The organism is Dactylosporangium sp. NPDC051087, assembly GCF_055586325.1.
Window position 1 is genome coordinate 195029 of sequence record NZ_JBVJIJ010000021.1, and the last position, 19997, is coordinate 215025.

General features: G+C 70.7%; 19 protein-coding genes and 2 tRNA genes. 11 read left to right on the top strand and 10 right to left on the bottom strand.

Going from position 1 to position 19997, the window contains the following annotated elements:
* Position 1 precedes the first annotated feature (1 nt).
* Positions 2-862 (bottom strand): MurR/RpiR family transcriptional regulator, encoded by an 861-nt coding sequence (locus tag ACZ6TV_RS35865; RefSeq protein ID WP_465302396.1) that lies wholly within the window; start codon positions 860-862, stop codon positions 2-4.
* Positions 863-958: 96 nt separating this feature from the next.
* On the opposite strand from ACZ6TV_RS35865, the gene ACZ6TV_RS35870 reads away from it, so the two are divergent.
* Genes ACZ6TV_RS35870 through ACZ6TV_RS35880 form a run of 3 tightly spaced genes read left to right on the top strand, consistent with a single transcriptional unit; the run spans position 959 to position 3006 of the window.
* Entirely contained in the window at positions 959-1759 is an 801-nt protein-coding gene (locus ACZ6TV_RS35870) for an MOSC domain-containing protein (RefSeq protein ID WP_465302398.1), read from the top strand.
* 38 nt (positions 1760-1797) lie between these two features.
* The gene (locus ACZ6TV_RS35875; protein ID WP_465302400.1) at positions 1798-2487 is read left to right on the top strand and encodes an HAD family hydrolase; all 690 of its coding nucleotides are present in this window, start codon (positions 1798-1800) and stop codon (positions 2485-2487) included.
* Positions 2488-2514: 27 nt separating this feature from the next.
* On the top strand, positions 2515-3006 hold the full coding sequence (locus tag ACZ6TV_RS35880; protein WP_465302402.1) for a hypothetical protein: 492 nt from the start codon (positions 2515-2517) through the stop codon (positions 3004-3006).
* A gap of 396 nt (positions 3007-3402) precedes the next feature.
* Here ACZ6TV_RS35880 and ACZ6TV_RS35885 read toward each other — a convergent pair whose 3' ends face one another.
* From ACZ6TV_RS35885 to bcp, 6 genes are all read right to left on the bottom strand, one after another.
* Positions 3403-4134, bottom strand: a complete 732-nt coding sequence (locus ACZ6TV_RS35885; protein WP_465302404.1) for a DUF7873 family protein — start codon at positions 4132-4134, stop codon at positions 3403-3405.
* Positions 4135-4183: 49 nt separating this feature from the next.
* Positions 4184-4256: transfer RNA gene (locus ACZ6TV_RS35890), tRNA-Leu, on the bottom strand.
* A gap of 23 nt (positions 4257-4279) precedes the next feature.
* On the bottom strand, positions 4280-5122 hold the full coding sequence (locus tag ACZ6TV_RS35895) for a transglutaminase family protein (RefSeq protein ID WP_465302406.1): 843 nt from the start codon (positions 5120-5122) through the stop codon (positions 4280-4282).
* A 168-nt stretch (positions 5123-5290) separates the two neighbouring features.
* On the bottom strand, positions 5291-6238 hold the full coding sequence (locus tag ACZ6TV_RS35900) for an alpha-E domain-containing protein (RefSeq protein WP_465302408.1): 948 nt from the start codon (positions 6236-6238) through the stop codon (positions 5291-5293).
* A gap of 8 nt (positions 6239-6246) precedes the next feature.
* Complete coding sequence (locus ACZ6TV_RS35905) at positions 6247-7806, bottom strand: circularly permuted type 2 ATP-grasp protein (protein WP_465302410.1); 1560 nt, start codon at positions 7804-7806, stop codon at positions 6247-6249.
* A 66-nt stretch (positions 7807-7872) separates the two neighbouring features.
* A complete protein-coding gene (gene bcp / locus ACZ6TV_RS35910) occupies positions 7873-8346 on the bottom strand; it encodes a thioredoxin-dependent thiol peroxidase (protein WP_465302412.1) in 474 nt (157 codons plus the stop codon).
* A 122-nt stretch (positions 8347-8468) separates the two neighbouring features.
* On the opposite strand from bcp, the gene ACZ6TV_RS35915 reads away from it, so the two are divergent.
* The 4 genes from ACZ6TV_RS35915 to ACZ6TV_RS35930 all read left to right on the top strand — a co-directional run bounded on the left by ACZ6TV_RS35915 (position 8469) and on the right by ACZ6TV_RS35930 (position 13582).
* Entirely contained in the window at positions 8469-10220 is a 1752-nt protein-coding gene (locus ACZ6TV_RS35915) for a copper resistance CopC/CopD family protein (RefSeq protein WP_465302414.1), read from the top strand.
* Positions 10221-10907: 687 nt separating this feature from the next.
* The gene (locus ACZ6TV_RS35920; RefSeq protein ID WP_465302416.1) at positions 10908-12740 is read left to right on the top strand and encodes a hypothetical protein; all 1833 of its coding nucleotides are present in this window, start codon (positions 10908-10910) and stop codon (positions 12738-12740) included.
* Positions 12741-12835: 95 nt separating this feature from the next.
* Complete coding sequence (gene orn / locus ACZ6TV_RS35925) at positions 12836-13453, top strand: oligoribonuclease (RefSeq protein WP_465302418.1); 618 nt, start codon at positions 12836-12838, stop codon at positions 13451-13453.
* Between the two features lie 53 nt (positions 13454-13506).
* Positions 13507-13582 (top strand) — tRNA-His (locus ACZ6TV_RS35930).
* A 440-nt stretch (positions 13583-14022) separates the two neighbouring features.
* Here the strand turns inward: ACZ6TV_RS35930 and ACZ6TV_RS35935 are convergent.
* Both ACZ6TV_RS35935 and ctaJ read right to left on the bottom strand, forming a co-directional pair.
* Complete coding sequence (locus tag ACZ6TV_RS35935; RefSeq protein WP_465302420.1) at positions 14023-14427, bottom strand: DUF5130 family protein; 405 nt, start codon at positions 14425-14427, stop codon at positions 14023-14025.
* On the bottom strand, positions 14414-14716 hold the full coding sequence (ctaJ, locus tag ACZ6TV_RS35940; RefSeq protein ID WP_465302422.1) for an aa3-type cytochrome oxidase subunit CtaJ: 303 nt from the start codon (positions 14714-14716) through the stop codon (positions 14414-14416). Before ctaJ ends, ACZ6TV_RS35935 begins: the two co-directional genes overlap by 14 nt.
* Before the next feature lie 116 nt (positions 14717-14832).
* Between ctaJ and kynU the strand changes: the two genes are divergently transcribed.
* Complete coding sequence (gene kynU, locus ACZ6TV_RS35945; protein ID WP_465302424.1) at positions 14833-16068, top strand: kynureninase; 1236 nt, start codon at positions 14833-14835, stop codon at positions 16066-16068.
* 5 nt (positions 16069-16073) lie between these two features.
* On the opposite strand, the gene ACZ6TV_RS35950 is transcribed toward kynU, so the two are convergent.
* Positions 16074-16616: an HNH endonuclease gene (locus tag ACZ6TV_RS35950; RefSeq protein ID WP_465302426.1), complete on the bottom strand. Its 543-nt coding sequence runs from the start codon at positions 16614-16616 to the stop codon at positions 16074-16076.
* A gap of 194 nt (positions 16617-16810) precedes the next feature.
* Between ACZ6TV_RS35950 and ACZ6TV_RS35955 the strand changes: the two genes are divergently transcribed.
* The 3 genes from ACZ6TV_RS35955 (at position 16811) to ACZ6TV_RS35965 (ending at position 19984) form a co-directional block, all read left to right on the top strand.
* On the top strand, positions 16811-17839 hold the full coding sequence (locus ACZ6TV_RS35955; RefSeq protein WP_465302428.1) for a mechanosensitive ion channel family protein: 1029 nt from the start codon (positions 16811-16813) through the stop codon (positions 17837-17839).
* A 232-nt stretch (positions 17840-18071) separates the two neighbouring features.
* A complete protein-coding gene (locus tag ACZ6TV_RS35960; RefSeq protein ID WP_465302430.1) occupies positions 18072-19574 on the top strand; it encodes an MFS transporter in 1503 nt (500 codons plus the stop codon).
* The gene (locus ACZ6TV_RS35965) at positions 19571-19984 is read left to right on the top strand and encodes a globin (RefSeq protein WP_465302432.1); all 414 of its coding nucleotides are present in this window, start codon (positions 19571-19573) and stop codon (positions 19982-19984) included. Before ACZ6TV_RS35960 ends, ACZ6TV_RS35965 begins: the two co-directional genes overlap by 4 nt.
* The last annotated feature ends 13 nt before the right edge of the window (positions 19985-19997 follow it).

Consider the following 19997-nt stretch of genomic DNA (forward strand, 5'->3'; position numbering starts at 1 on the left):
GTTAGGGCAGGAAGACCTGGCGGGTGGCGGCGGACCGCTCGAACGACTCGAGGCGGGCCTGGGTCTCTGTCGGCGCGGCGTCGCACATGGCCTGCAGCAGCATCGTCACCATCGCCGTCGGGGCGCCGTGGGAGTCGAACACCAGCCGCGACCCGACGGCCGCGGGCAGGACGAGGTCGGACTCCGCCGCGGCCGGGCTGACCGGCGAGTCGGTGACGGTCACGACCGTGAGACCGGCGGCGCGTGCCTCGCGCAGCGCGTCGACCGCCTCGCGCGGATACCGGGGCAGCACAAACGCCAGCATGGCAACTGCGCCCGCCGCGCGTGCCTGATCCAGCCGATCCGCCAGCAGACTGCCGTGCTCGTGCAGCGGGCGAACGTCGGGGTGGACCTTCGCGGCGAAATAGCTGAACGCGGTGGCCAGCGCGCGGGCGGCCCGCATGCCGAACACGGGCAGCGGCCGGCTGCCGATCAGCAGCTTGCCCGCCTCGGCCAGCGGCGCGGGGTCGGCGAGCGCGTCGGCGAGGCGCTGCAGATTGGCGATCTCGGCGGCCAGGGCCTGCTGGAACTGGTTGGTGTCGGCCTCGACCGGCTCGTCGTCGCGGGGCGGGCGGTGCTGATATCCGTCGAAGGTGACCCTGATCTCGTCGCGCAGCGCGTGATAGCCGTCGAAGCCCAGCGCGGTGGCGAACCTGGTGACCGACGGCTGGCTCACCCCGGCGAGCGAGGCCACGTCGCCGCTGGAGAGATAGCCCGCCTGGCCGGCGTTGTCGACCAGGCAGCGGGCGATGCGCCGCTGGGCGGGCGTGAGGCGCTGCCCGTCGAACAGCTCCAGCAGCCGCCGCTCCATCTCCGTGGTCATGCCCTCGAATGTAAGACTCGTTTCAGACCACAGTCAAGCGCATCAAGTCATTCACAGTGTTGCCTAACCCGGGTCCCGGCGTGCGAGGCTGACACAGTGCGGCTGACCTATCTGGCTACGTATCCCATCAAGAGCTGCTACCGGGTCGAGACGGAGTCCGCCCAGGTGGAGCCCTGGGGGCTGGCCGGCGACCGCCGCTGGCTCGTCGTCGACGGCAACGCGAAGCTGGTCACCCAGCGCGACACCCCGTCGCTCGGCAGGATCCGGCCCGAGCCGCGCGACGGCGGCCTCCTGCTGCGCGCGCCCGGCATGCAGGACCTCTGGGTCCCGTTCCCCGACGGCAGCACCGTCGACGTCAAACACTTCTTCCTGTGGATCGCGGCCACCCCCGCCGGTACACCCGCGGACCGATGGATCTCTGAGGTGATCGGCCGTCCGGTCACGCTCGTCTATCTCGACGACCCGACCCGCCGTCCGGTGGAGCCCGGCTTCAGCGAGCCCGGCGACACGGTCAGCTTCGCCGACGGCTTCCCGCTGCTGCTCGTCAACGCCGCCTCGCTCGACGCCGTCAACGACTGGCTGGCCGAGGGCGGCGACGACCCGGTCGAGATGACCCGCTTCCGGCCCAACGTGGTCGTCAGCGGCGCGCCGGCCTGGGCCGAGGACGGCTGGATCGGCGGCCGGATCGTCATCGGCGACGTGTCGTTCCGCGTGCCGAAGGCGTGCAGCCGCTGCGTCATGACCACCCTCGACCCGGAGACCGGGGACAAGGGGCGCCAGCCGCTGCACATCCTCGGCAAGCGCCGCCGCTTCCCGGAAGGCCTGCTGTTCGGCGTCAACCTCATCCCGGACCACGAGGGCAAGATCGCCGTGGGCGACGAGGTGATCGTGGCATAACGGACCCGGCGGGGCGGGTGACGCGTCATGATCAAGGGGTGACACCCCTGCGGGTCCGGCCCCACCTCGCCGAGATCCTGGACCGGACCGCGCACGTGGTGCTGACGTTCAGCGTGCTCGGCAACCTGCTGCCCGAGCCCGGGGCGGTCGCCAGGCAGGTCCGCGAGATGCTGCTCGACACGGGCCATCAGATGTCGATCCTGGTCGGCGCCGGCGACAACCCGTTCGACATGCTCGCCGAGGCGTACACCGCCGGCGAGGACCCCGGCAGGCGTGCCGAGCAGCTCGTCCACGACGCGGAGCTTGACGCCGCCGGCCGGGCGCCCATCACGGCGGGCGCGCCCGAACTGCTCGACGCGTGCCGCGCCACCGGCCGCGCCGTCACCGTCTACGCGCCGCACAGCGAGTCGTCGGTGGGGCGGTTCCTGCACCTGCACGGCCTGCGCGCCCTGGTCGGGCCGGCGTTGGGGCGCGGCTTCGCGATGCGGCATCCCGCGGTCCGCACGATGGCTCCGGTACTGGAGGCGATCGGCGCCCACCCGGGAGAGACGGCGGTGGTGTGCGCCACGTTCTCCGCCATGTCCGCGACGCAACGGGCCGGTGCCCACGCGATCGGCGTCGAACGCATCCGCGAACCCCGCAAGATGCTGCACGGCGGCGAGGGCAGCAACGCCGTCGTCCAGTCGCTGACCCACCTCGCCGAGGCGGTCAGGGCACGCGCCGTCTGAGCCGGCGCCTCTGGTAGAACAACGCGCGTGTCATTTCTGCTGTGGTCGGGACAAGCCGTCGGGCATCGCCGCGCCGCCGTCGGAGCGCTGGCCGGGGTGGCCTGCGCCGCGGGCGCGGTGACGCTGTTCCCGGACCACCCGTTCGACCGGGCGAAGACCCTGGCGGCCGCCGTGCTGCTGGCGGTCGCCGCGGTCGCCGCCATGGTCTGGGCCGCGGCGATGGCGCACGTCGGCGTCCAGATCAGCATGTACAACGTGCGCATCCGGCACGGTCTGCTGCCGATGCCACCGATCACGGTGCCGCTGCGCATGGTCAACAGCCTGCGCGCCGTCGACGTGCGGCCGGGCCTCGCCCAGCGCTGGGGATGGACCTGGATCCCCGGCCGGGGGAGGGCCGTCATCGTGCGGTCAGGGCCCGCGCTGCTGTTCGACTTCGCCGGTCGCGAGTTCACGGTCAGCGTCGACGACCCCGAGGTGGCCGAGGCGGCGCTCAACCGGATGCGCAGCTCCGCGCGCTGAGGCCGGGAATTGGTGAAGCCCGGGGAGTATCCATCCCCGGGCCTCGGTTTGCCGCCCAATTGCACACACCGGCACGTTTAAGGTCGCAGATCAGCTTGAAGGCGTCGCGCTCTGCGATTGAGCTATCGGGCCAGGTTTGGAGGCCCGAACGGGAGTTGAACCCGTAGCCTCGACGACGAGGTCTGCGATCGGTCGATCCGGCGTTGAGCGGCGAATGCTCAGACTGGAGCGAGAAGTTGAGTTTGTGTTTCGGCTCCCGCGGCCGCCTCTGCCATTGGGCTACACCGCCACGAGTGACGGCGGAAGGAATCGAACCTCCACATTGACACCGCGCGCACCTGTCAAACTGAGCCTCAGGTTCAGTCTGCGCTCCTTGCGCACCGCCGATCCTAGCCGTCAGCCGAAGAGGAAGCGAAACACTTTCTCGCCGGCCTCCTGCTGCACGACCTCCGCGGCGTTGGCCTCCTCGCGGGCGAACTTCACCGCGGACTGGAGCTTCTCGACCCGCTCGACCAGCTCGTTGACCCGCTGCGCCGGCAGCGCGCCGGAGAACTTCACCGTCTTCCAGTAGCCGATGACGACGTCCTCGTAATACACCTCGACCTGCGCCGGGTGCTTCTCGGTCGCCTCCGCCTTCACGTGGTTGCGCGGGATCTTCTTGGTGCGGGTGGTCTGCGTCGGCTCGGTCGCGTAGCAGTCCGCGGAGGCGTCATAGGCCCACGACTCCGACGCGTCCAGCACCGGCAGCTTCCGCACGAACGTCAGCAGGTCCACCAGCTGCTTCTCCAGGAACAGCAGATAGGACACCGGGACGTCGCGCAGCAGCGGCGTGCCGTCGACGACGACGTCGGCGCGCGCGACGCAGTTGGTCCAGTCCTTCGTCGCGGTCACGTCGAAGAGCCGGGTCAGGATGGTGGCGGTCTGCCGCATGATCTCGTCGGCCTTGACCTGCACCCGGGTGGACTCGGGCGGCAGCTGCTCGCCCTCCTCGTCCTTCGGACGGTAGGTCCGCGCGATGCCGGCCAGCAGCGCGGGCTTCTGCAGCACGTGGTGCGCGTCGGTGAGTTCCTGGAAGGAGCGTGACTTGACGCCCTTCTCCACCGCGATGATCTGATTGAGCTTCGTCATAATGCGCCGAGTGTACGAGCCGGGTGCGACGAAAATCATCCGAAAAACGTGGGGCCGGTGAGAGTCGAACTCACACTGGCACGGACCTAAACCGTGTGCCTCTGCCATTGGGCTACGGCCCCGTAGCGACCGGCCATCACTCTACTCACGCCATGCGCGTGATCTCCACCGTGACCCCGAGGTGCTCGCTAGGCGCGCCGTGATACACCCCGCGCAGCGGCGGTACGTCGTCGTAGTCGCGGCCACGGGCCACCACCACGTGCCGCGGGCCGACCGCGACCCCGTTCGTGGGATCGAACCCGGTCCATTCGCCGGCCCACCATTCGACCCAGGCGTGGCTCTGCCCGGCGACCGTCTCGCCGACCTCGGCCTCGACCTTCGGGTGCAGGTAGCCCGAGACGTACCGGGCCGGCACGCCCCTGGCCCGCAACAGGCCCACCGTCAGGTGCGCGATGTCCTGGCACACGCCCTTGCGCAGCTTCCACGCCTCCTGCGCGCTCGTCTGCACGCCGGTGGACCCCGGGACGTAGGCGACGTTCTCCCGTACCCAATGCGACAAGGCCTCGGCGGACGCCTGCGGAGACCTGCCGGCGATCGCGTCCCACGCCTCGTCGACCAGCGCCGCGTCGACGGCGGTCAACGGGCTCTCCGTCAGCAGCTCCGCGTGCGTGTCGAGCACCGTGGGCGCGGCGAGCTCCGGCCAGGTCAGGTTGACGACCGGCAGCGGCGGCGGGGACACCTCGACCAGGCTGCTGGACACGACCCGCAGCTGCTGGTGCGGCCGGTGCAGGTCGAACGCGGTGACCTGGGTCGCCCAGTAGTCGTAGTAGCGGTAGGTGGTGGCGCCGGGCGTCACCTCGACCTGGCTGAACAGCGTCGTCTGCCACGGCAGCGTCATCGGGGTCAGCCGCGCCTCGTTGTAAGACGCCGAGACGTTGCCCGCGTACCGATACCCGGTGACGTGCCTAATCTTCAGACGCCAGCTCATGCCGCCACCTCCGCTGCGCTCCGGCGTCGGCCTGAGCCGGAACTGTCACATGATGAGCGGCCCGAGCCGCTTCGCTGGCCGCTCATGCCGCCACCTCCGCTGCGCTCCGGCGTCGGCCTGAGCCGGAACTGTCACATGATGAGCGGCCCGAGCCGCTTCGCTGGCCGCTCATGATCCACCCCATGCGACGGTGCCCCAGGTGACGGGCGTGGACTGCGGGAAGTAGCGGGCCGTGATCGCCGCGCTGGCCGTTGCGCAGGTCTGCTGCAACGCCCGCAGGTGCTGCGGCAGCTCGGCCAGGAGGGTGGTGGTGTCGGCGTACTCGAGGCGCGTCCTGATCTGCCCGATGGGTCGCCGGGCCGCGTCGGTCACGCCGGCCCGCTCCGTCGTCGGCGCAAGGTCGCGCAGGCACTGCTCGGCGGTGCCCAGCGCGTGCAACGCCGATCGCGGGAACAGCCGGTCGAGCAGCAGGAACTCCGTCACCCGCTGCGGGTCGAACGTGCCGCCGTGGGTGCGCAGGAACGCCTCGTCGGCGCCGCAGGAGCGCAGCACGGTCCGCCAGCCGGTGACCTCGTCGGTCGTGTTGGTCTGGATCGACAGCAGCCGGGCGGTCATGTCGACGCGCTCCAGGCTGCGTCCCAGCACCAGGAACCGCCACCCGTCGTCGCGGCTCATCGTGGATTCGGCGAGCCCGGCCAGTACCGCGGCACGCTCCCGCACGTAGCTCAGGAACACGGTCGGTCCGAGCCTTTCGGCGGCGACCCGGCGTGAGGCGAGGGTGTGCCATGTGACGTTGAGGCATTCCCACATCTCGCTGGAGATCGTCTCGCGGACCCCGCGCGCGTTGTCCCGCGCGGCCACGATCGCGCCGGAGATGGCGCTGGGGTCCTCGGCGTCGAACGCGAGCAGCTCCAGGACGTCGCCGGTGGTGATCCGGCGGTCCTGCGGCGCGGGAGCGCCGAGCACCGACATCAACGTCCGGCACGCGGCGTCCTCGTCGGCCCACGGGTCCTCCAGGAGCCGGCCGAGGAACGCGTCGAGGATGCGGGCGGTGTCGTCGGCGCGCTCGATGTAGCGGCCGATCCAGAACAGGGACTCCGCGATACGGCTGAGCACGGCCCCTCCTACTGCTGTCCGGCGAGCTGTGCGGCGACCGGCCCGCTGTCACGTGGGCCGCCGGCCTCGCGTGGCTCCGGCACGACCTTCGCGCGTGGTACCACCGGCGCCGGGTCGGAGTGGTGCGCGAGCACCCAGGTGTCCTTCGATCCGCCGCCCTGGCTGGAGTTGACGACGAGCGCGCCCTCCGGCAGCGCCACACGGGTCAGGCCGCCGGGCAGCAGCCAGATCTCGTTGCCGTCGTTGACCGCGAACGGCCGCAGGTCGATGTGGCGCGGCGCGACCCGGTCGCCGAGCAGCGTCGGCGACGTCGACAGCGCCACGGGCCGCTGCGCGATCCAGCCCCGCGGGTCCTTCTCGACCACGGCGCGGAGGCCTCTGAGGGTTTCCTCCGATGCCTGCGGGCCGATCACGATGCCCTTGCCGCCCGCGCCGTCGACGGGCTTCAGCACGAGCTGTTCGAGCCGGCCGAGCACGTCGTGCAGGACGTCCGGGTCGCGGTCGTCCAGCCGGTACGTCTCGACGTTGTCGATGAGCGGCTCCTCCGACAGGTAGTACCGGATCAGGTCCGGCACGTACGTGTAGACGAGCTTGTCGTCGGCGACGCCGTTGCCGACCGCGTTGGCGAGCGTGACATGGCCGGCGCGGGCCGCGTTGACGATGCCCGGGCAGCCGATCACCGAGTCGGGGCGGAAATGCAGCGGGTCCATGAACTCGTCGTCGACCCGCCGATACACCACGTGGACCGGACGCTCGCCCTGCGTGGTGCGCATCCGGACGCGGTTGCCGCTGCAGACCAGGTCGCGGCCCTCGACGAGCTCGACGCCCATGAGCCGGGCGAGGAGCGCGTGCTCGAAATACGCGGCGTTGTAGACACCGGGGGTCAGCACGACGACCGTCGGGTCCTCGACGCCCTCCGGCGCCGCCGCCCGCAACGCCGCCAGGAGCCGTGCCGGGTAGTCGTCGACCGGCCTGACCCGCGCCTCGGCGAACAACGCCGGCATGGTGTGGGTCAGGGCGCGCCGGTTCTCGATCACGTAGGACACCCCGGACGGGATGCGCAGGTTGTCCTCCAGGACGCGGAACCTGCCCTCCTCGTCCCGGATCAGGTCGACGCCGCTGATGTGCACGCGCACGCCGTTGGCCGGCTCGATGCCGTGTGCCTGGCGGTGGAAGTGCGCGCTGGTGGTGATGAGCTTGCGGGGCACGACGCCGTCGTTGAACACCCGGCCGGCGCCGTAGATGTCGGCGAGGAACGCCTCCAGAGCCTTGACCCGCTGCTGGACGGCGGCCGTCAGCAGGTCCCACTCGTGGGCGTCGAGGATGCGGGGGATCAGGTCCAGCGGGAAGGGTCGCTCCTCGCCCGCATAGGCGAACGTGACCCCCCGGTCGGTGAAGACCCGGGCCAGCTGGTCGGCACGGAACCGTAGATCGGCCGGGGCGAGCGGCTGCAGCGCGGCGAACAGCGAGCGATACGGCGAGCGCGGCTGACCGGGGCGCTCGAACATCTCGTCCCACGCTTCGAACATGGCCCCGGACATCGAGTAGTCGTCGAAGATGTCCGCCATGACGAGAGCCTAGGCACGATCGGTTTCAACCGCATTACCGATGTGTTTTGCCCGCCGATCTTGCCATCAGTCCAGGCCGAGGTCCCTCCGGAGCTTCGCCACGTGCCCCGTCGCCTTCACGTTGTAGAGAGCGCGCTCGATGTGACCCTTCTCGTCGATGACGAAGGTCGAGCGGATCACGCCCAGCACGGTGCGTCCGTAGTTCTGCTTCTCGCCGAACGCGCCATAGGCCTTCAGCACCGCCCGGTCGGGGTCGGACACGAGCGGGAACGTGATCGCGTCGCGCTCGCGGAACTGGGCCAGCTTGGCCGGTGAGTCCGGTGAGATGCCGATGACCTCATAGTCGGCCGCCTGTAAGGAGGCGAGATTGTCACGGAAGTCGCACGCCTGCTTGGTGCACCCGGGGGTCATGGCCGCCGGATAGGCATAGAGGACGACCTTGCGCCCCCGGAGGTCGGCGAGCGACAGGGGCTCGTCGCGATCTGTCTGCAACGTGAACTCGGGGGCCGTGTCACCCGGCTCCAGGCGTGTCGTCGTCATGGACCGGCACTCTATCGCGTGGCAGTGACATCCACGGCGGCGGATAGCATTACGTCCCTGTGTCGTGACGGATCGTATAAACCCGACCCCCGCGGCGGCATCGATCGGAAAACCGCGAAATCATGGGGTCCATGACCCGCCGCGCATGGTCCATCCCCCTGGCGACGCTCTTCGGGGCGCTGCTGATCCTGGTGCTGCCCGCTCCGCCCGCGAGCGCGCACGCGATCATCGAGCGCACCGCCCCGGTCGCCGGGACCGTCGTGGACCAGATGCCCGGCGAGATCACGCTCACCTTCAGCGAGCCGGTGCGGATCGTCGCCGACAAGATCCGCGTCATCGCGCCCGACGGCTCCCGCGCCGACACCGGCAAGCCCGTCGCCCGCGACACCGAGCTCGTCATCCCGGTCAAGTCGGGCGGGCCGAAGGGCACCTATCTCGTCAGCTACCGGGTCATCTCCGCCGACAGCCACCCCGTCAGCGGCGGCTACAGCTTCTCCTACGGTCAGGTCTCCGCCACCCCCGACGCGAGCGGCGCGGGCGCCGACGTCAAGACCGACGCCGTGGTGAAGAACGCGATGTCCGTCGCGCGGTTCATCGGCTTCGCCGGCCTGGTCCTGCTGGTCGGCCCCGCCCTGGTGCTCTTCGCCCTCTGGCCCCGCCGGCTCTCCGCCCGCGACCCGGGCAGGCTGGCACTGACCGGCACCGGACTGCTCGCGTTCAGCGCCCTGCTGGAGTTGTACCTGCAGATTCCGTACACCTCGGGCACCTCGATCTTCGACGTGTCCTCGACGGCCGCGCGGGAGGTGCTCGGCACCCCGTTCGGTGCGGCGCACCTGATCCGGGTCGCGGTCGCGGTCGCCGTCGCGGTGCTGCTGCGCCCCCTCATCGCCGGCCGCGCCGGCAAGATCGACCAGACGTTGCTGATCATCCTCGGCATCGTCGGCCTCGCCACCTGGCCGATCTCCGGCCACCCGAGCGCCTCGCCGGTGCCGACGCTCACCGTCGTCGCCGACGTCGCGCACCTCGCGTCGATGGCGGTGTGGCTCGGCGGTCTCGTCATGCTGTTCGCGTTCCTGCTGCGCCGCGCCGACACCCGCGAGCTGACGGCCATCGTGCCGGTCTGGTCCGGCTGGGCGCTGCTGGCGATCACCGTGCTAGTCCTCGCGGGCACCGCCCAGGCCCTCGTCGAGATCGGCACCCTGGACGCGCTGACCGGCACGGCCTATGGCCAGCTGGTCATGGTCAAGGTCGGGCTGCTGGCGATCATCCTGGGGGTCGCGGCCTATTCCCGCAGCATCACCAACCGGCGCTTCACGCCCGCCCCCGCCCCGGACCCGTCCGCGGACCTTGACGACGCGGACGACGACTCCCTCGACGACGTCGAGGAGGAGGTGGCGGACCCGCCGGCCGAGCCCGCGGACCGGGCCAGGTTGCGGCGCGCGGTGCTGATCGAGGGGCTGGTGGCCGTCGTCGTGCTCGGGTTCACTTCGGTACTGGTGCAGACGAGCCCCGCACGCAGCGCGCAGGCCGGTGACAACGCCGCCGAGGGTCCCTTCACGACGACGGTCACGACCAACCTGGTGAAGCTCGAGGTCGACGTGTCGCCCGGGAAGGTCGGCCCCAACACCGTCCACCTGTATGCCTTCAAGCCCGACGGCTCGGGCCAGCCGCAGACGGTCGCGGAGTGGAAGGCGACCGCGGCGCTCCCGGCCAAGGGCATCGAGCCGATCGTCCTGCCGACCCTGCCGATCACGCCAGACCATGCCACCGGCTCGGTGACGCTGACGCCGGCGGGGACGTGGGAGCTGAAGTTCACCGTCCGCGTCGACGAGCTCAACCAGACGACGATCGCCGTCCAGGTCCCCATCCGCTGACCCGCCGCCCCGCTGCTGGGGCGGCGCGAACGCTCCCAGGCGTTCTCTGGGATGGGGCTCGGTGTGGTCCGGTCGTCGGCTCCGCTCGTGGGTGTTCCCGGGCCTTCTCCGGCGTTGCTGGGTGGGGTTCGGCGTGCTGGTTGCCCGCACCGCTTTCCGGGTGTTCGCGGGCGGGGTCGGCGGGCCGATCGGCGGTTTCGCGGCTGGGCGTGCGTGGGTGTTCCCGGCGGGATATGTCGTGCCGGTCTGTCGTGCCGGTCTGTCGTGCCGGTCTGTCGTGCCGGTCTGTCGTGCCGGTCTGTGTGGTCTGCCCCGTGGGGTCGGGCATGTCTGGGAGTCGTCGGCGTGGTGGTCGAATGCCTCAGGGCCGTCGGCGGCGAGAAGGGTCCCGGCCATCAGGTCAGCCCGGTCGGGCGGGCTGGAGTCAGGGACGGGCGGCGGTTCGGCGTGCGTCAGGCAACTCGGTCGTGCGTCCGCCGGTCCGGCCGTTGAGACCGTGGCTCCGCCGGTGGTTGGTCGGGCGGGACCGCCCCGTGTGAGGGAGCGTCCCGTTGACACCGTGTCTGGGTCGTGTGGGCTCGGAGTGGGGAATTCTTTGCCGATCAGGGGGTTTGGTCGAAACAAGATAATTCGAGCGCTTTTGGCGGTATTGTCGGCTTCGGATCGCTGGGGGAAGGGGCCGCTGCCATGGTCGTGCGTCTGGTTCGGGCAGGTGTCGGCGTGCTGCTGCTGCTCATCGCGGTGCCGCTGGCGATTGCCGGTGGCGGACTCTGGGTGGCCATGGAGCATCGCGCCGCCGATGACACGTTCACGGCGCGGCTGGAGCGGTTGCGTTCCGGTGGGCGTGCCGTGGTCGTGCCTGACGTCGACGCGTTGCTGCGAGCTGATGCGCCGTTCGCGCGGGGTGGGCAGACGACGCTCAGCCTGTCGGCGGTCGGCTCCAGCGGCCCCCTGTTCGTGGGGCTGGCGCCGGACACGGCCGTGCAGGAGTACCTCGACGGTCTCGTCCAGGCTCGCGTCTCCCGGGTCAGGCTGGCGCGCGGGCCACTGCCGGTCGAGCTCACCGAGATCGAGACCCGTGCCGCGGCGGCCACGGCCGCGCGGCCCGGCGGCGTTGACGGACAGGCGCAGGGCGGTCCGGCCGTTGCGGGTCCCGGGACCGCCGGCCCCGCTGTTCCCGGCGACCCGAACGCGGGCGCCCAGACCGACCCCAGCGGCGGCGCTCAGACCGACCCCGACGCCGGCGGCCAGGCCGACCCCAACGCGCAGGCCGACCCCAACGCGGGTGCTCAGGCCGACCCGAACGCCGGGGCTCAGAGCGATCCCAACGCCGGCGGCCAGGCCGACCCGAACGCGGCGGGGCAGGCCGACCCGAACGCGACCGCGGGGGACCCGAACGCCAACGCCGGTGACCCGAACGCGACGAGCAGTGCGACAGGCGCGACGGCGACCGGCGGGGGGAGCGCGGTGCCGCTGGCGGCGCCGGGGGAGCAGCCGTTCTGGCTGGCGAAGAGTGTCACCGTCGGTGGGGCGGCGGAGCTGACCTGGTCGCCGTCGGCGATGCGGGGGCGGCACCTGGCCCTCGTCGTCATGAACGCGGACGGCACCGCCGGGATCAACGCCACGGTGACCGCCCGGCTCGCGCCGGCGTGGATCGGGCCGACGGCCGGCGGGCTGCTCATGCTCGGCACTGCGCTGTTCCTGCTGGCGGTGCTGATCCTCGCGTGGCCGCCGCGGCGCGTGGAGGAGCGGCTCGTGCTGCCGACGGTGCCGTCCCAGCCGACGAAGAAGAGCCGGGCGGGCCTGCGCCGCAACCTGTCGACGCTGTCGGAGCCGATCGCCGCCCTGCTCAACCCCGTCGTCCCGAAGGAAACCCAGAAGGACACCGCGAACGACACCGCTACGGACACCGCGACGGACACCGCGAACGACGCCCCGAACGACTTCGCGAGCGAAGCCCCGACAGGCACCGCGAGCCGCGCCCAGACGGACACCACGAGCCATGCCCCGAGCGACGCCTCGAAGGGCACCACAACTGAGACCTCGAAGGGCACTACGACCGAGGCCTCGAAGGGCACCGCGAAAGGCGCCGCGAGCGACGCCGCGAAGGGCAGCGCGAAGGACGCCGCGAACGACGCTGGGAACGGCGTTGGAAGCGAGGGCGCTGCCGGGGACCAGGCGGCGCAGGTTGTCACGGTCGCGGTGACGATCGAGGCGACCGAGGTCACCGTCGTCGGGGACGAGACCAAGACCACAGGCGAGGCAGAGGTCGCGGACGGCACTGCAGCGCAGGCGGCCGAGGGCGGGAGCATGCCGGTACCTGTGACGCAGCAGACAGCGGGGCAGACCGAGCTGGACCGGCCCGCGCCCGCCGGTGCGATCGACGACGAGGACCTGGCACTGCCGCCGCTGCCGAAGCTGCCGCCGATCGAGTTGCAGTTCACCTGGGCGCCGGTGGCGGTCGAGGAAGAGCCCGGGCAGCAGGCTGACCAGCAGGAAAAGGCGGCCACGGCCAGCTGACGGGCGACCCGTCCGGCGGGCACGACCGAAGGATAAAGGTAACGAGGAGTCAGGGAGTGTGAGAAGTCGGCCAGATGAACACTAGGCTGTGGGGCGTGGGTGATCTTTTGGTCTGGATCGACTGTGAGATGACGGGTCTCGATCTGGGGAAGGACGCGCTGATCGAAGTGGCGGCGCTGGTCACGGACCCGGATCTCAACGTGCTGGGCGAAGGCGTCGACGTGGTGATCCACGCCGAGGACGCGTTGCTGGACGGCATGCTCGACGTGGTGCGCGACATGCACGCCAAGTCGGGGCTCACCGAGGCGGTGCGGGCCTCGGCCGTCACCGTGGCGGAGGCCGAGGACCTCGTCATGGACTACATCACGACCCACGTGCCGGATCCGCGCACCGCGCCGCTGTGCGGCAACTCGATCGCCACGGACCGGGGGTTCCTGGCGCGGGACATGCCACGGCTGGACAACCACCTGCACTACCGGATGATCGACGTCTCCTCGATCAAGGAGCTGTGCCGCCGGTGGTATCCGCGGGTGTACTTCGGCCAGCCGCCGAAGGGCCTCGCCCACCGCGCCCTCGCGGACATCCGGGAAAGCATCCGTGAGCTGGAGTATTACCGCCGGACGCTGTTCGTCCCGCTGCCGGGACCGGACGTGGAGGCGGCCAAGGCGATCGGTGCGGAGCTGAGCCGGGAAACCGACACCCGGACGCGCTAACCCAGTCGACGAATCCCCGTGCTCATGCCCTATTATTGGCGAGCACGTTCATGGTGGCTGTAGCTCAGTTGGCAGAGCACCGGGTTGTGGTCCCGGGTGTCGTGGGTTCAAATCCCATCAGTCACCCCATGCGGTTGTTGAGCCCCGGTCTTCGGACCGGGGCTCAACCCGTTTGCGGGGACGGGAAGCGCCACGAGGCAGACCGGGGCGCCGCGAGACGGACCGGGCCTCCAAAAGGGACTGGAGCGCCGAGAGACGGGACCGGGGCTTCAAAAGGGAAGCGCTGCGAGACGGACGAAGGCTGGGGCTCAAAGGACGGGAGCGCCGCGAGACGGACCGGCGCTCAGAAGGACCGGAGCCCCGCGAAACGGACCAGGGCCCCGAAGGACCGGAGCGCCGCGAGACGGACCAGGCTTCAGGCGCACGCGAGGCGAACGGGGCTTCAAGGCGAACGGGGCTTCAAGGCGAACGGGGCTTCAAGGCGAACGGGGCTTCAAGGCGCAGACGAAACGGCGCGCCGTCCCCACGTGCTGGGGGCGGCGCGCCGTCGGAAGAGCGCGAGCGGTGCGTCAGTGGCGACCGGCGTGGTCGGCCAGCTGGGAGAGACCGGCGACCAGGCCGCCGGCGAGGTCGCCACCGCCGAAGGCCGCGGCCATCGACAGGGCGGCCAGCTTGGCCGCACGGTCGGGGAGCCGGCGGCGTGCCTCGCCGCCGGTGACGATCTCCAGGGTGCGCTGGTTGGGCGACACCGCGATGAGGACCGAGTGCGCCGGGTCGGCGAGCTGGGCGTGCAACTGCTCGGCGTGGCCGCGCATCGGGTCGGTGAGGTCGCCGACATAGATGCTGAAGGTGAGGCCGGTCGACGAGTCGGCCAGGCGCAGCGCCTCGTCGAGGCGCAGCAGCTGGCGCGTGGTGAACGGGCCGTTCAGGACGTCGGGCTGGCCCACCAGGCCAGCTCCGTTACCACCGGTCACTTGCGCCTCCCATGACGTGCGGCTGCGCCCGGTCGCCGGACCATTCGGTCACGGCGGACGACCCGGCGGTCAGCTCCGCCCGCCGGGCACCGGTGAGCTCGCGGGCCGTCGCCGACCCGGTCACCTGCTCGGGCACGGACAGGAACCAGACCGGCGTGAAGTCGAACGGCCTGCCGGGCCGGTAGCGCTTGCTGCGCCGGGCACCGCCTGCGTAGCCGGCGCCCGCGATGAGCACGATGACCGCGGCCGGGATGCCGGCGAAGATCAGCGTCGTCTCGATGATGGACAAGCTCAACGCCCCCAGGCGTCGAAGGGACTAGAAGACCGGCTTCACGTTAGCGGGCCATGATGACCAGCGCGTTGCCGGGGGGTATTGCCGATCTTCAAGAAGATACCGTCAGGTGCATGGACCTCAGCCGTCAGTACGCCGAAACCCGCGACGCACAGGACCCGATCGGTCACTTCCGCGCGCGTTTCCACATCCCTGACGAGCGTCTGGTGTACCTCGACGGAAATTCGCTCGGCCGGCTGCCGCTCGCGACGCGTGACCGGCTGCGCGACGCGGTCGAGCGGGAGTGGGGCGGCGAGCTGATCCGCGGCTGGGACAGCTGGATCGACCTGGCAGGACAGGCCGGCGACGTGATCGCCGAAGGTGTCCTGGACGTCGACAAAGGCCAGGTCATCCTGTCCGACTCGGCGACGGTCAACCTGTTCAAGCTCGCGTCGGCCGCGCTGGACGCCAACCCGGGCAGGAGCGTCATCGTCACCGACGACGACAACTTCCCGACCGACCGTTACGTCCTGGAGGGCCTGGCCCACTCCAGGAACCTGCGGTTGCGCACGGTGCCGACCGACATCGACGAAGGCATCGACCCGGCCCGGATCGCGGCGGCACTCGACGACGACGTCGCGCTCGTCTGCCTGTCGCACGTGGCGTACCGGTCGGGCGCGCTCGCCGACATGGTGGCGATCACCACTGCCGCGCACCGGGTGGGGGCCCTCACACTGTGGGATCTGTGCCACTCCGCGGGGTCGGTGCCGGTGCCCCTGCGCGAGTCCGGCGCGGACCTGGCGGTCGGGTGCACGTACAAGTACCTCAACGCGGGACCCGGCGCGCCCGCGTTCCTGTACGTCCGGGCCGACCTGCAGGCGCGGCTGCGGCAGCCGATCTGGGGCTGGTTCGGGCAGCGCGACCAGTTCGCCATGGGCGCGGGCTACAACCCCGTCGAGTCGATCGAGCGGTTCCAGGTCGGCACGCCCCCGGTCCTGGGCGTCTACGCCGTCCTCGAGGGAGCCGGGATCACCGCCGAGGCGGGGGTACCGCGGCTGTACGACAAGAGTGCCGAGCTTTCGCAGTACACCATCCGGCTGAGCGAAGGGCTCGACCTCGCCTCACCGGCGGACCCGGCACGACGCGGCTCGCACGTGACCTTCCACCACCGGCACGCGTGGCAGATCTGCCAGGCCCTCAAGCACGCGGGGGTCATTCCCGACTTCCGCACGCCGGAGCGGCTGCGGCTCGGGCTGGCGCCGCTCTACACGCGGTTCGTCGACGTGTGGGATGGCATGGCGCGGCTGCGCGACATCCTGGCCGACGGCTCCTACCTGAACTTCGAAGCAGCCGCCGGCCGGGTGACGTGAGGCGCTCAGGCGGCCAGCTGCTGACCGTCCAGCGGCATGTCGAGCCAGTCGGCCCAGCGCGGGTCGGGGGTGCGGTGGCCGAGGACCCGCCACGCGACGCCCTTGGGCGCATGAGGGCTGGCAAGCAAACGCCAGCCGAGTTCGGCTGGCGTTTTGTCACCTTTGGTGTGGTTGCAGCGGGCGCAGGCGGCGACGACGTTCTCCCAGGCGTGCCGCCCACCGCGGCTGCGTGGCATCACGTGGTCGATGGTCTCGGCAGGGCCGCGGCAGTAGGCGCACCGCCAGCCGTCGCGGGCGAAGATGCCCCGGCGCGACAGGCCTATGTGGGTGCGGTAGGGGACCCGGACGTAGCGCGTGAGCCTGACCACAGAGGGGACCGGAAGCTCGTTCATCGCACTGTGCAGGATGCCCTCACCGTCGGCGACACAGACCGCCTTCGAAGTGAGGACCAGGATTGTGGCACGTCTGACAGACACGACACACAGGGGCTCGTAGGTGGCATTCAGAACCAGCGCACCCGATACTCGTGCGGGTCGTATGTCAGGCATCGCCGTCCCCCTAGTGCGTGAAGGAAACTCCCTGTAGAAGGCCTCGAGAAGGTCTGTGTGACGGGCCGCCGAGGTGGTGGTCCGTGCGCTAATCGTCCCTGATAGATCCTCGGATTGCACGTACTATTTGCGGCCGGTGGGTGAACCTTCGGCCGACCCCTTGAGTGTTTGTCCTGATTAGTGGGGAGTTCTTGTTGAGTAGCGCGCTCGTCCTGTCGCTGAAGCAGGCGCCAGACCCCATCCCGAGCTGCTCGAACAACGACTTCTGCCAGTTCGTGTACGACCAGACCAAGATCACCTGGTTGGCCGAGAGCAGCTACTGGGTCCTGGTCAAGCCGCTGACCATCGTCGTGATCGTCATCCTGGCGTTCCTGATCCGGGCGATCATCCACCGGGCCATCGACCGCCTGATCAGGCACACGGTGTCGGAGAACGAGTCCGGCGGCTCGCTGCTGCGCCCGCTGCGCCGGCGGCTGCCCAACTCGCTCACCGCGCCCTGGGAGCGGCGCAACCAGCGGGCCCGCGCGCTCGGCTCGGTGCTGCGCAGCATCGCCTCGGCGGTCGTGTTCAGCATCTCCGCCATGCTCGTGCTCGGCGAGATCGGCCTCAACCTCGGGCCGCTGCTGGCCAGCGCCGGCATCGCCGGCCTGGCGATCGGTTTCGGCGCCCAGAACCTCGTGAAGGACTTCATCGCCGGCCTGTTCATGCTCCTGGAGGACCAGTACGGCATCGGTGACGTGGTCGACATCGGCGAGACCGTCGGCACCGTCGAGGCGGTCGGCCTCCGGATCACCACGATCCGGGACGCGGCCGGCGTCGTCTGGTACGTGCGCAACGGCGAGATCGTCCGGGTCGGCAACAAGAGCCAGGGCTGGGCCGTGGTTAACATCGACGTGCCGGTCGGCTTCGTCGCCGTCGACCAGGCGACCGCGGTGCTGCGCGAGGCGGCCGACGCCGTCGCCGAGGACCCCGACTTCGTCGACGACTTCATCGACCCGCCGAAGGTGCTCGGCGTCGAGCAGCTCACCGTCGAGGGCGCGGTCCTGCGCACGACGGTGAAGACGTCGACCGACGCGCAGTGGCGGGTCGGCCGGGAGCTGCGCCGACGGCTCACCGAGGCCCTGGAGAAGGCCGGGATCGCCGCGCAGATCAACGCCTCGCGGATGTTCATCCGCCCGCCCGCGGACACCGGCCCGGAATCCGGCCAGGCCGGTCCGACCTAAGTCTGACCCTTAGGTGGGTTTGTCCGATCTTGTGGGCTCTTGCGGCCAGCCCTGCGGGTAGGGTCGCGCATCGGGTGGCTATTCGGTTATCGTCCGTTCGTTCAGGTGCATCGCTGCACAATGTCCCGGTCCGGCGCCGTTCGACCCCTCCCGACGCCGGAGCAGACCGGTTCGGCCGCGCCCGCGAACGCTCGACGCCGCTGTCGTGACCGATGGAAAGGGGGCTCCACCGGTGTCCGATCCCGACGAGTCCGCCGAACGCCCGGCCGGCGCACGGGAGGTCCTCCGCGACCGTGAATACCTGGCCGTGTTCACCGCCAGCACACTGTCGTGGTTCGGGGACAGTGCCGCGCGGGCCGCGATCATCGCGCTCGTCTACCTGCGCACCGAGTCGCCCATCGCGTCGGCGGCGGCGTTCGCGATCAGCTACCTGCCCTGGCTCGGCATCGGCGCGGTCCTCGCCGCGATCAGCGAGCGGCACTCGTATCGCAAGATCATGATCCTGTCGGACCTGGTCCGGATGGGCATCATGACCGCGCTCGCGGTCTTCGGCGGCCTGCCCGTCGGCGCGCTCATCGGGCTGCTGTTCATCAGCGCGCTGCTGAGCCCCCCGTTCGACAGCGCCCGCTCGGCCCTGCTGCCGCGGATCCTGCAGGGCGAGCAGTACGTCACCGCGCTGACCCTGCAGCGCACGTCCGGCCAGTTCGCCCTGATCGCGGGCTACGCCGTGGGTGCCGCCCTGACCGCCGTCGACGCGCGGTACGCGCTGCTGCTCAACGCCGCCAGCTTCGGCGTGTCGGCGCTGCTGCTGGCCGTGTGGGTGAAGGAACGCATCCCGAGCCTCACCGCCGACAAGCGCAGCAACCTGGTGCGGGAGGCCGCCGAGGGATACACGGTCGTGTTCCGCTCGCCGGTGATGCGCTCGATCGCGCTGGTCGTCTTCTGCGGCGTCTGCTTCGGCGTGGTCCCCGAGGGCCTCGCCGCGGCCTGGACCGCCGACCTGGCCGGCGGCCCCAACGCCATATACCTGGGCACGATCATGGTCGCCGCGGCGGTCGGCTTCGTGGCCGGCAGCGTCGTGATGACGTGGCTGGTGTCACCGCAGCGGCGTATCGCGTTCATCCGGCCGTTCGCACTGCTCACGCCGCTGGTGCTGGTGCCGGCCCTGTTCGACCTCAACATCTACGGGGTCGTCCTGATGACCCTGATCTCCGGTGCCGCGCTGTCCGGCACCCTCCCGGCCACGAACGGGCTGTTCGTGCAGGTGCTGCCGCCGGCGTACCGGGCCCGCGCGTTCGGCGTGATGCAGAGCGGTGTGCACCTCATCCAGGGCGGCTCGATCCTCTTCACCGGCTGGCTCGCCAGTCACTACCCGCTGCCGCAGGTCGTCGGGTATTTCGCGATCTTCGGCGTGGTCGCCATGGCGCTCATCGTCACCACCTGGCCGGCGCGCGCCACGATCGCCGACGCGATCGCCGCCAACAAGGTCCGGGTCGCGGCCGAGGAGCACGCCGTCCCGGCCGGCGGCGGCGAGGACTTCGGCGAGGTCACCATCGACCTGGGCCGCGCGCCACTCGCCGCGCGCCGCCCCCGCCCGTCGCCCGGGCCGGCCCCGCGCCGGTCGCCGGTCGCCGACCCGCCGGACCGCACGGTCGACCTCAGCGAGCGCACGGCGGACCTCGGTGCGCTCCCGCCGCGCTCGCTCAGCCGCGGGCGCGGCATAGTTGACGGGTGACGTCCTCCCCGAACTTCTACGAGCTCGTCGGCGGCGAGCCGACGTTCCGCAAGCTGGTCGACGAGTTCTATGCCGGCGTGGCCGACGACCCGATCCTGCGGCCGCTGTATCCGGAAGAGGACCTCGGGCCCGCCAATGAGCGGTTCCGGCTGTTCCTGATCCAGTACTGGGGCGGCCCCGGCACCTACTCCGAGCAGCGCGGCCATCCCCGGCTGCGGATGCGGCACGCCCCGTTCGTGGTCGGGCCCGCCGAGCGGGACGCCTGGCTGCGCCAGATGCGCCGGGCCGTGGACGCGATCGCGCTGGAGCCGGAGGCCGAGGCGGTGCTCTGGGAGTACCTGGAACGCGCGGCGCACTTCATGGTCAACACACCCGGTCCAGGTGACGAAATCGGACACATCGTGTCTTAGGTAACTTTCCTTC

Coding starts and splice junctions, on each gene's coding strand:
- ACZ6TV_RS35915 (WP_465302414.1), top strand. CDS start 8,469: ATGGGGTCCATGACCCGCCGCGCATGGTCCATCCCCCTGGCGACGCTC.
- ACZ6TV_RS35950 (WP_465302426.1), bottom strand. CDS start 16,616: ATGCCTGACATACGACCCGCACGAGTATCGGGTGCGCTGGTTCTGAAT.
- bcp (WP_465302412.1), bottom strand. CDS start 8,346: ATGACGACGACACGCCTGGAGCCGGGTGACACGGCCCCCGAGTTCACG.
- ACZ6TV_RS35905 (WP_465302410.1), bottom strand. CDS start 7,806: ATGGCGGACATCTTCGACGACTACTCGATGTCCGGGGCCATGTTCGAA.
- ACZ6TV_RS35920 (WP_465302416.1), top strand. CDS start 10,908: ATGGTCGTGCGTCTGGTTCGGGCAGGTGTCGGCGTGCTGCTGCTGCTC.
- ACZ6TV_RS35885 (WP_465302404.1), bottom strand. CDS start 4,134: ATGACGAAGCTCAATCAGATCATCGCGGTGGAGAAGGGCGTCAAGTCA.
- kynU (WP_465302424.1), top strand. CDS start 14,833: ATGGACCTCAGCCGTCAGTACGCCGAAACCCGCGACGCACAGGACCCG.
- ACZ6TV_RS35895 (WP_465302406.1), bottom strand. CDS start 5,122: ATGAGCTGGCGTCTGAAGATTAGGCACGTCACCGGGTATCGGTACGCG.
- ACZ6TV_RS35865 (WP_465302396.1), bottom strand. CDS start 862: ATGACCACGGAGATGGAGCGGCGGCTGCTGGAGCTGTTCGACGGGCAG.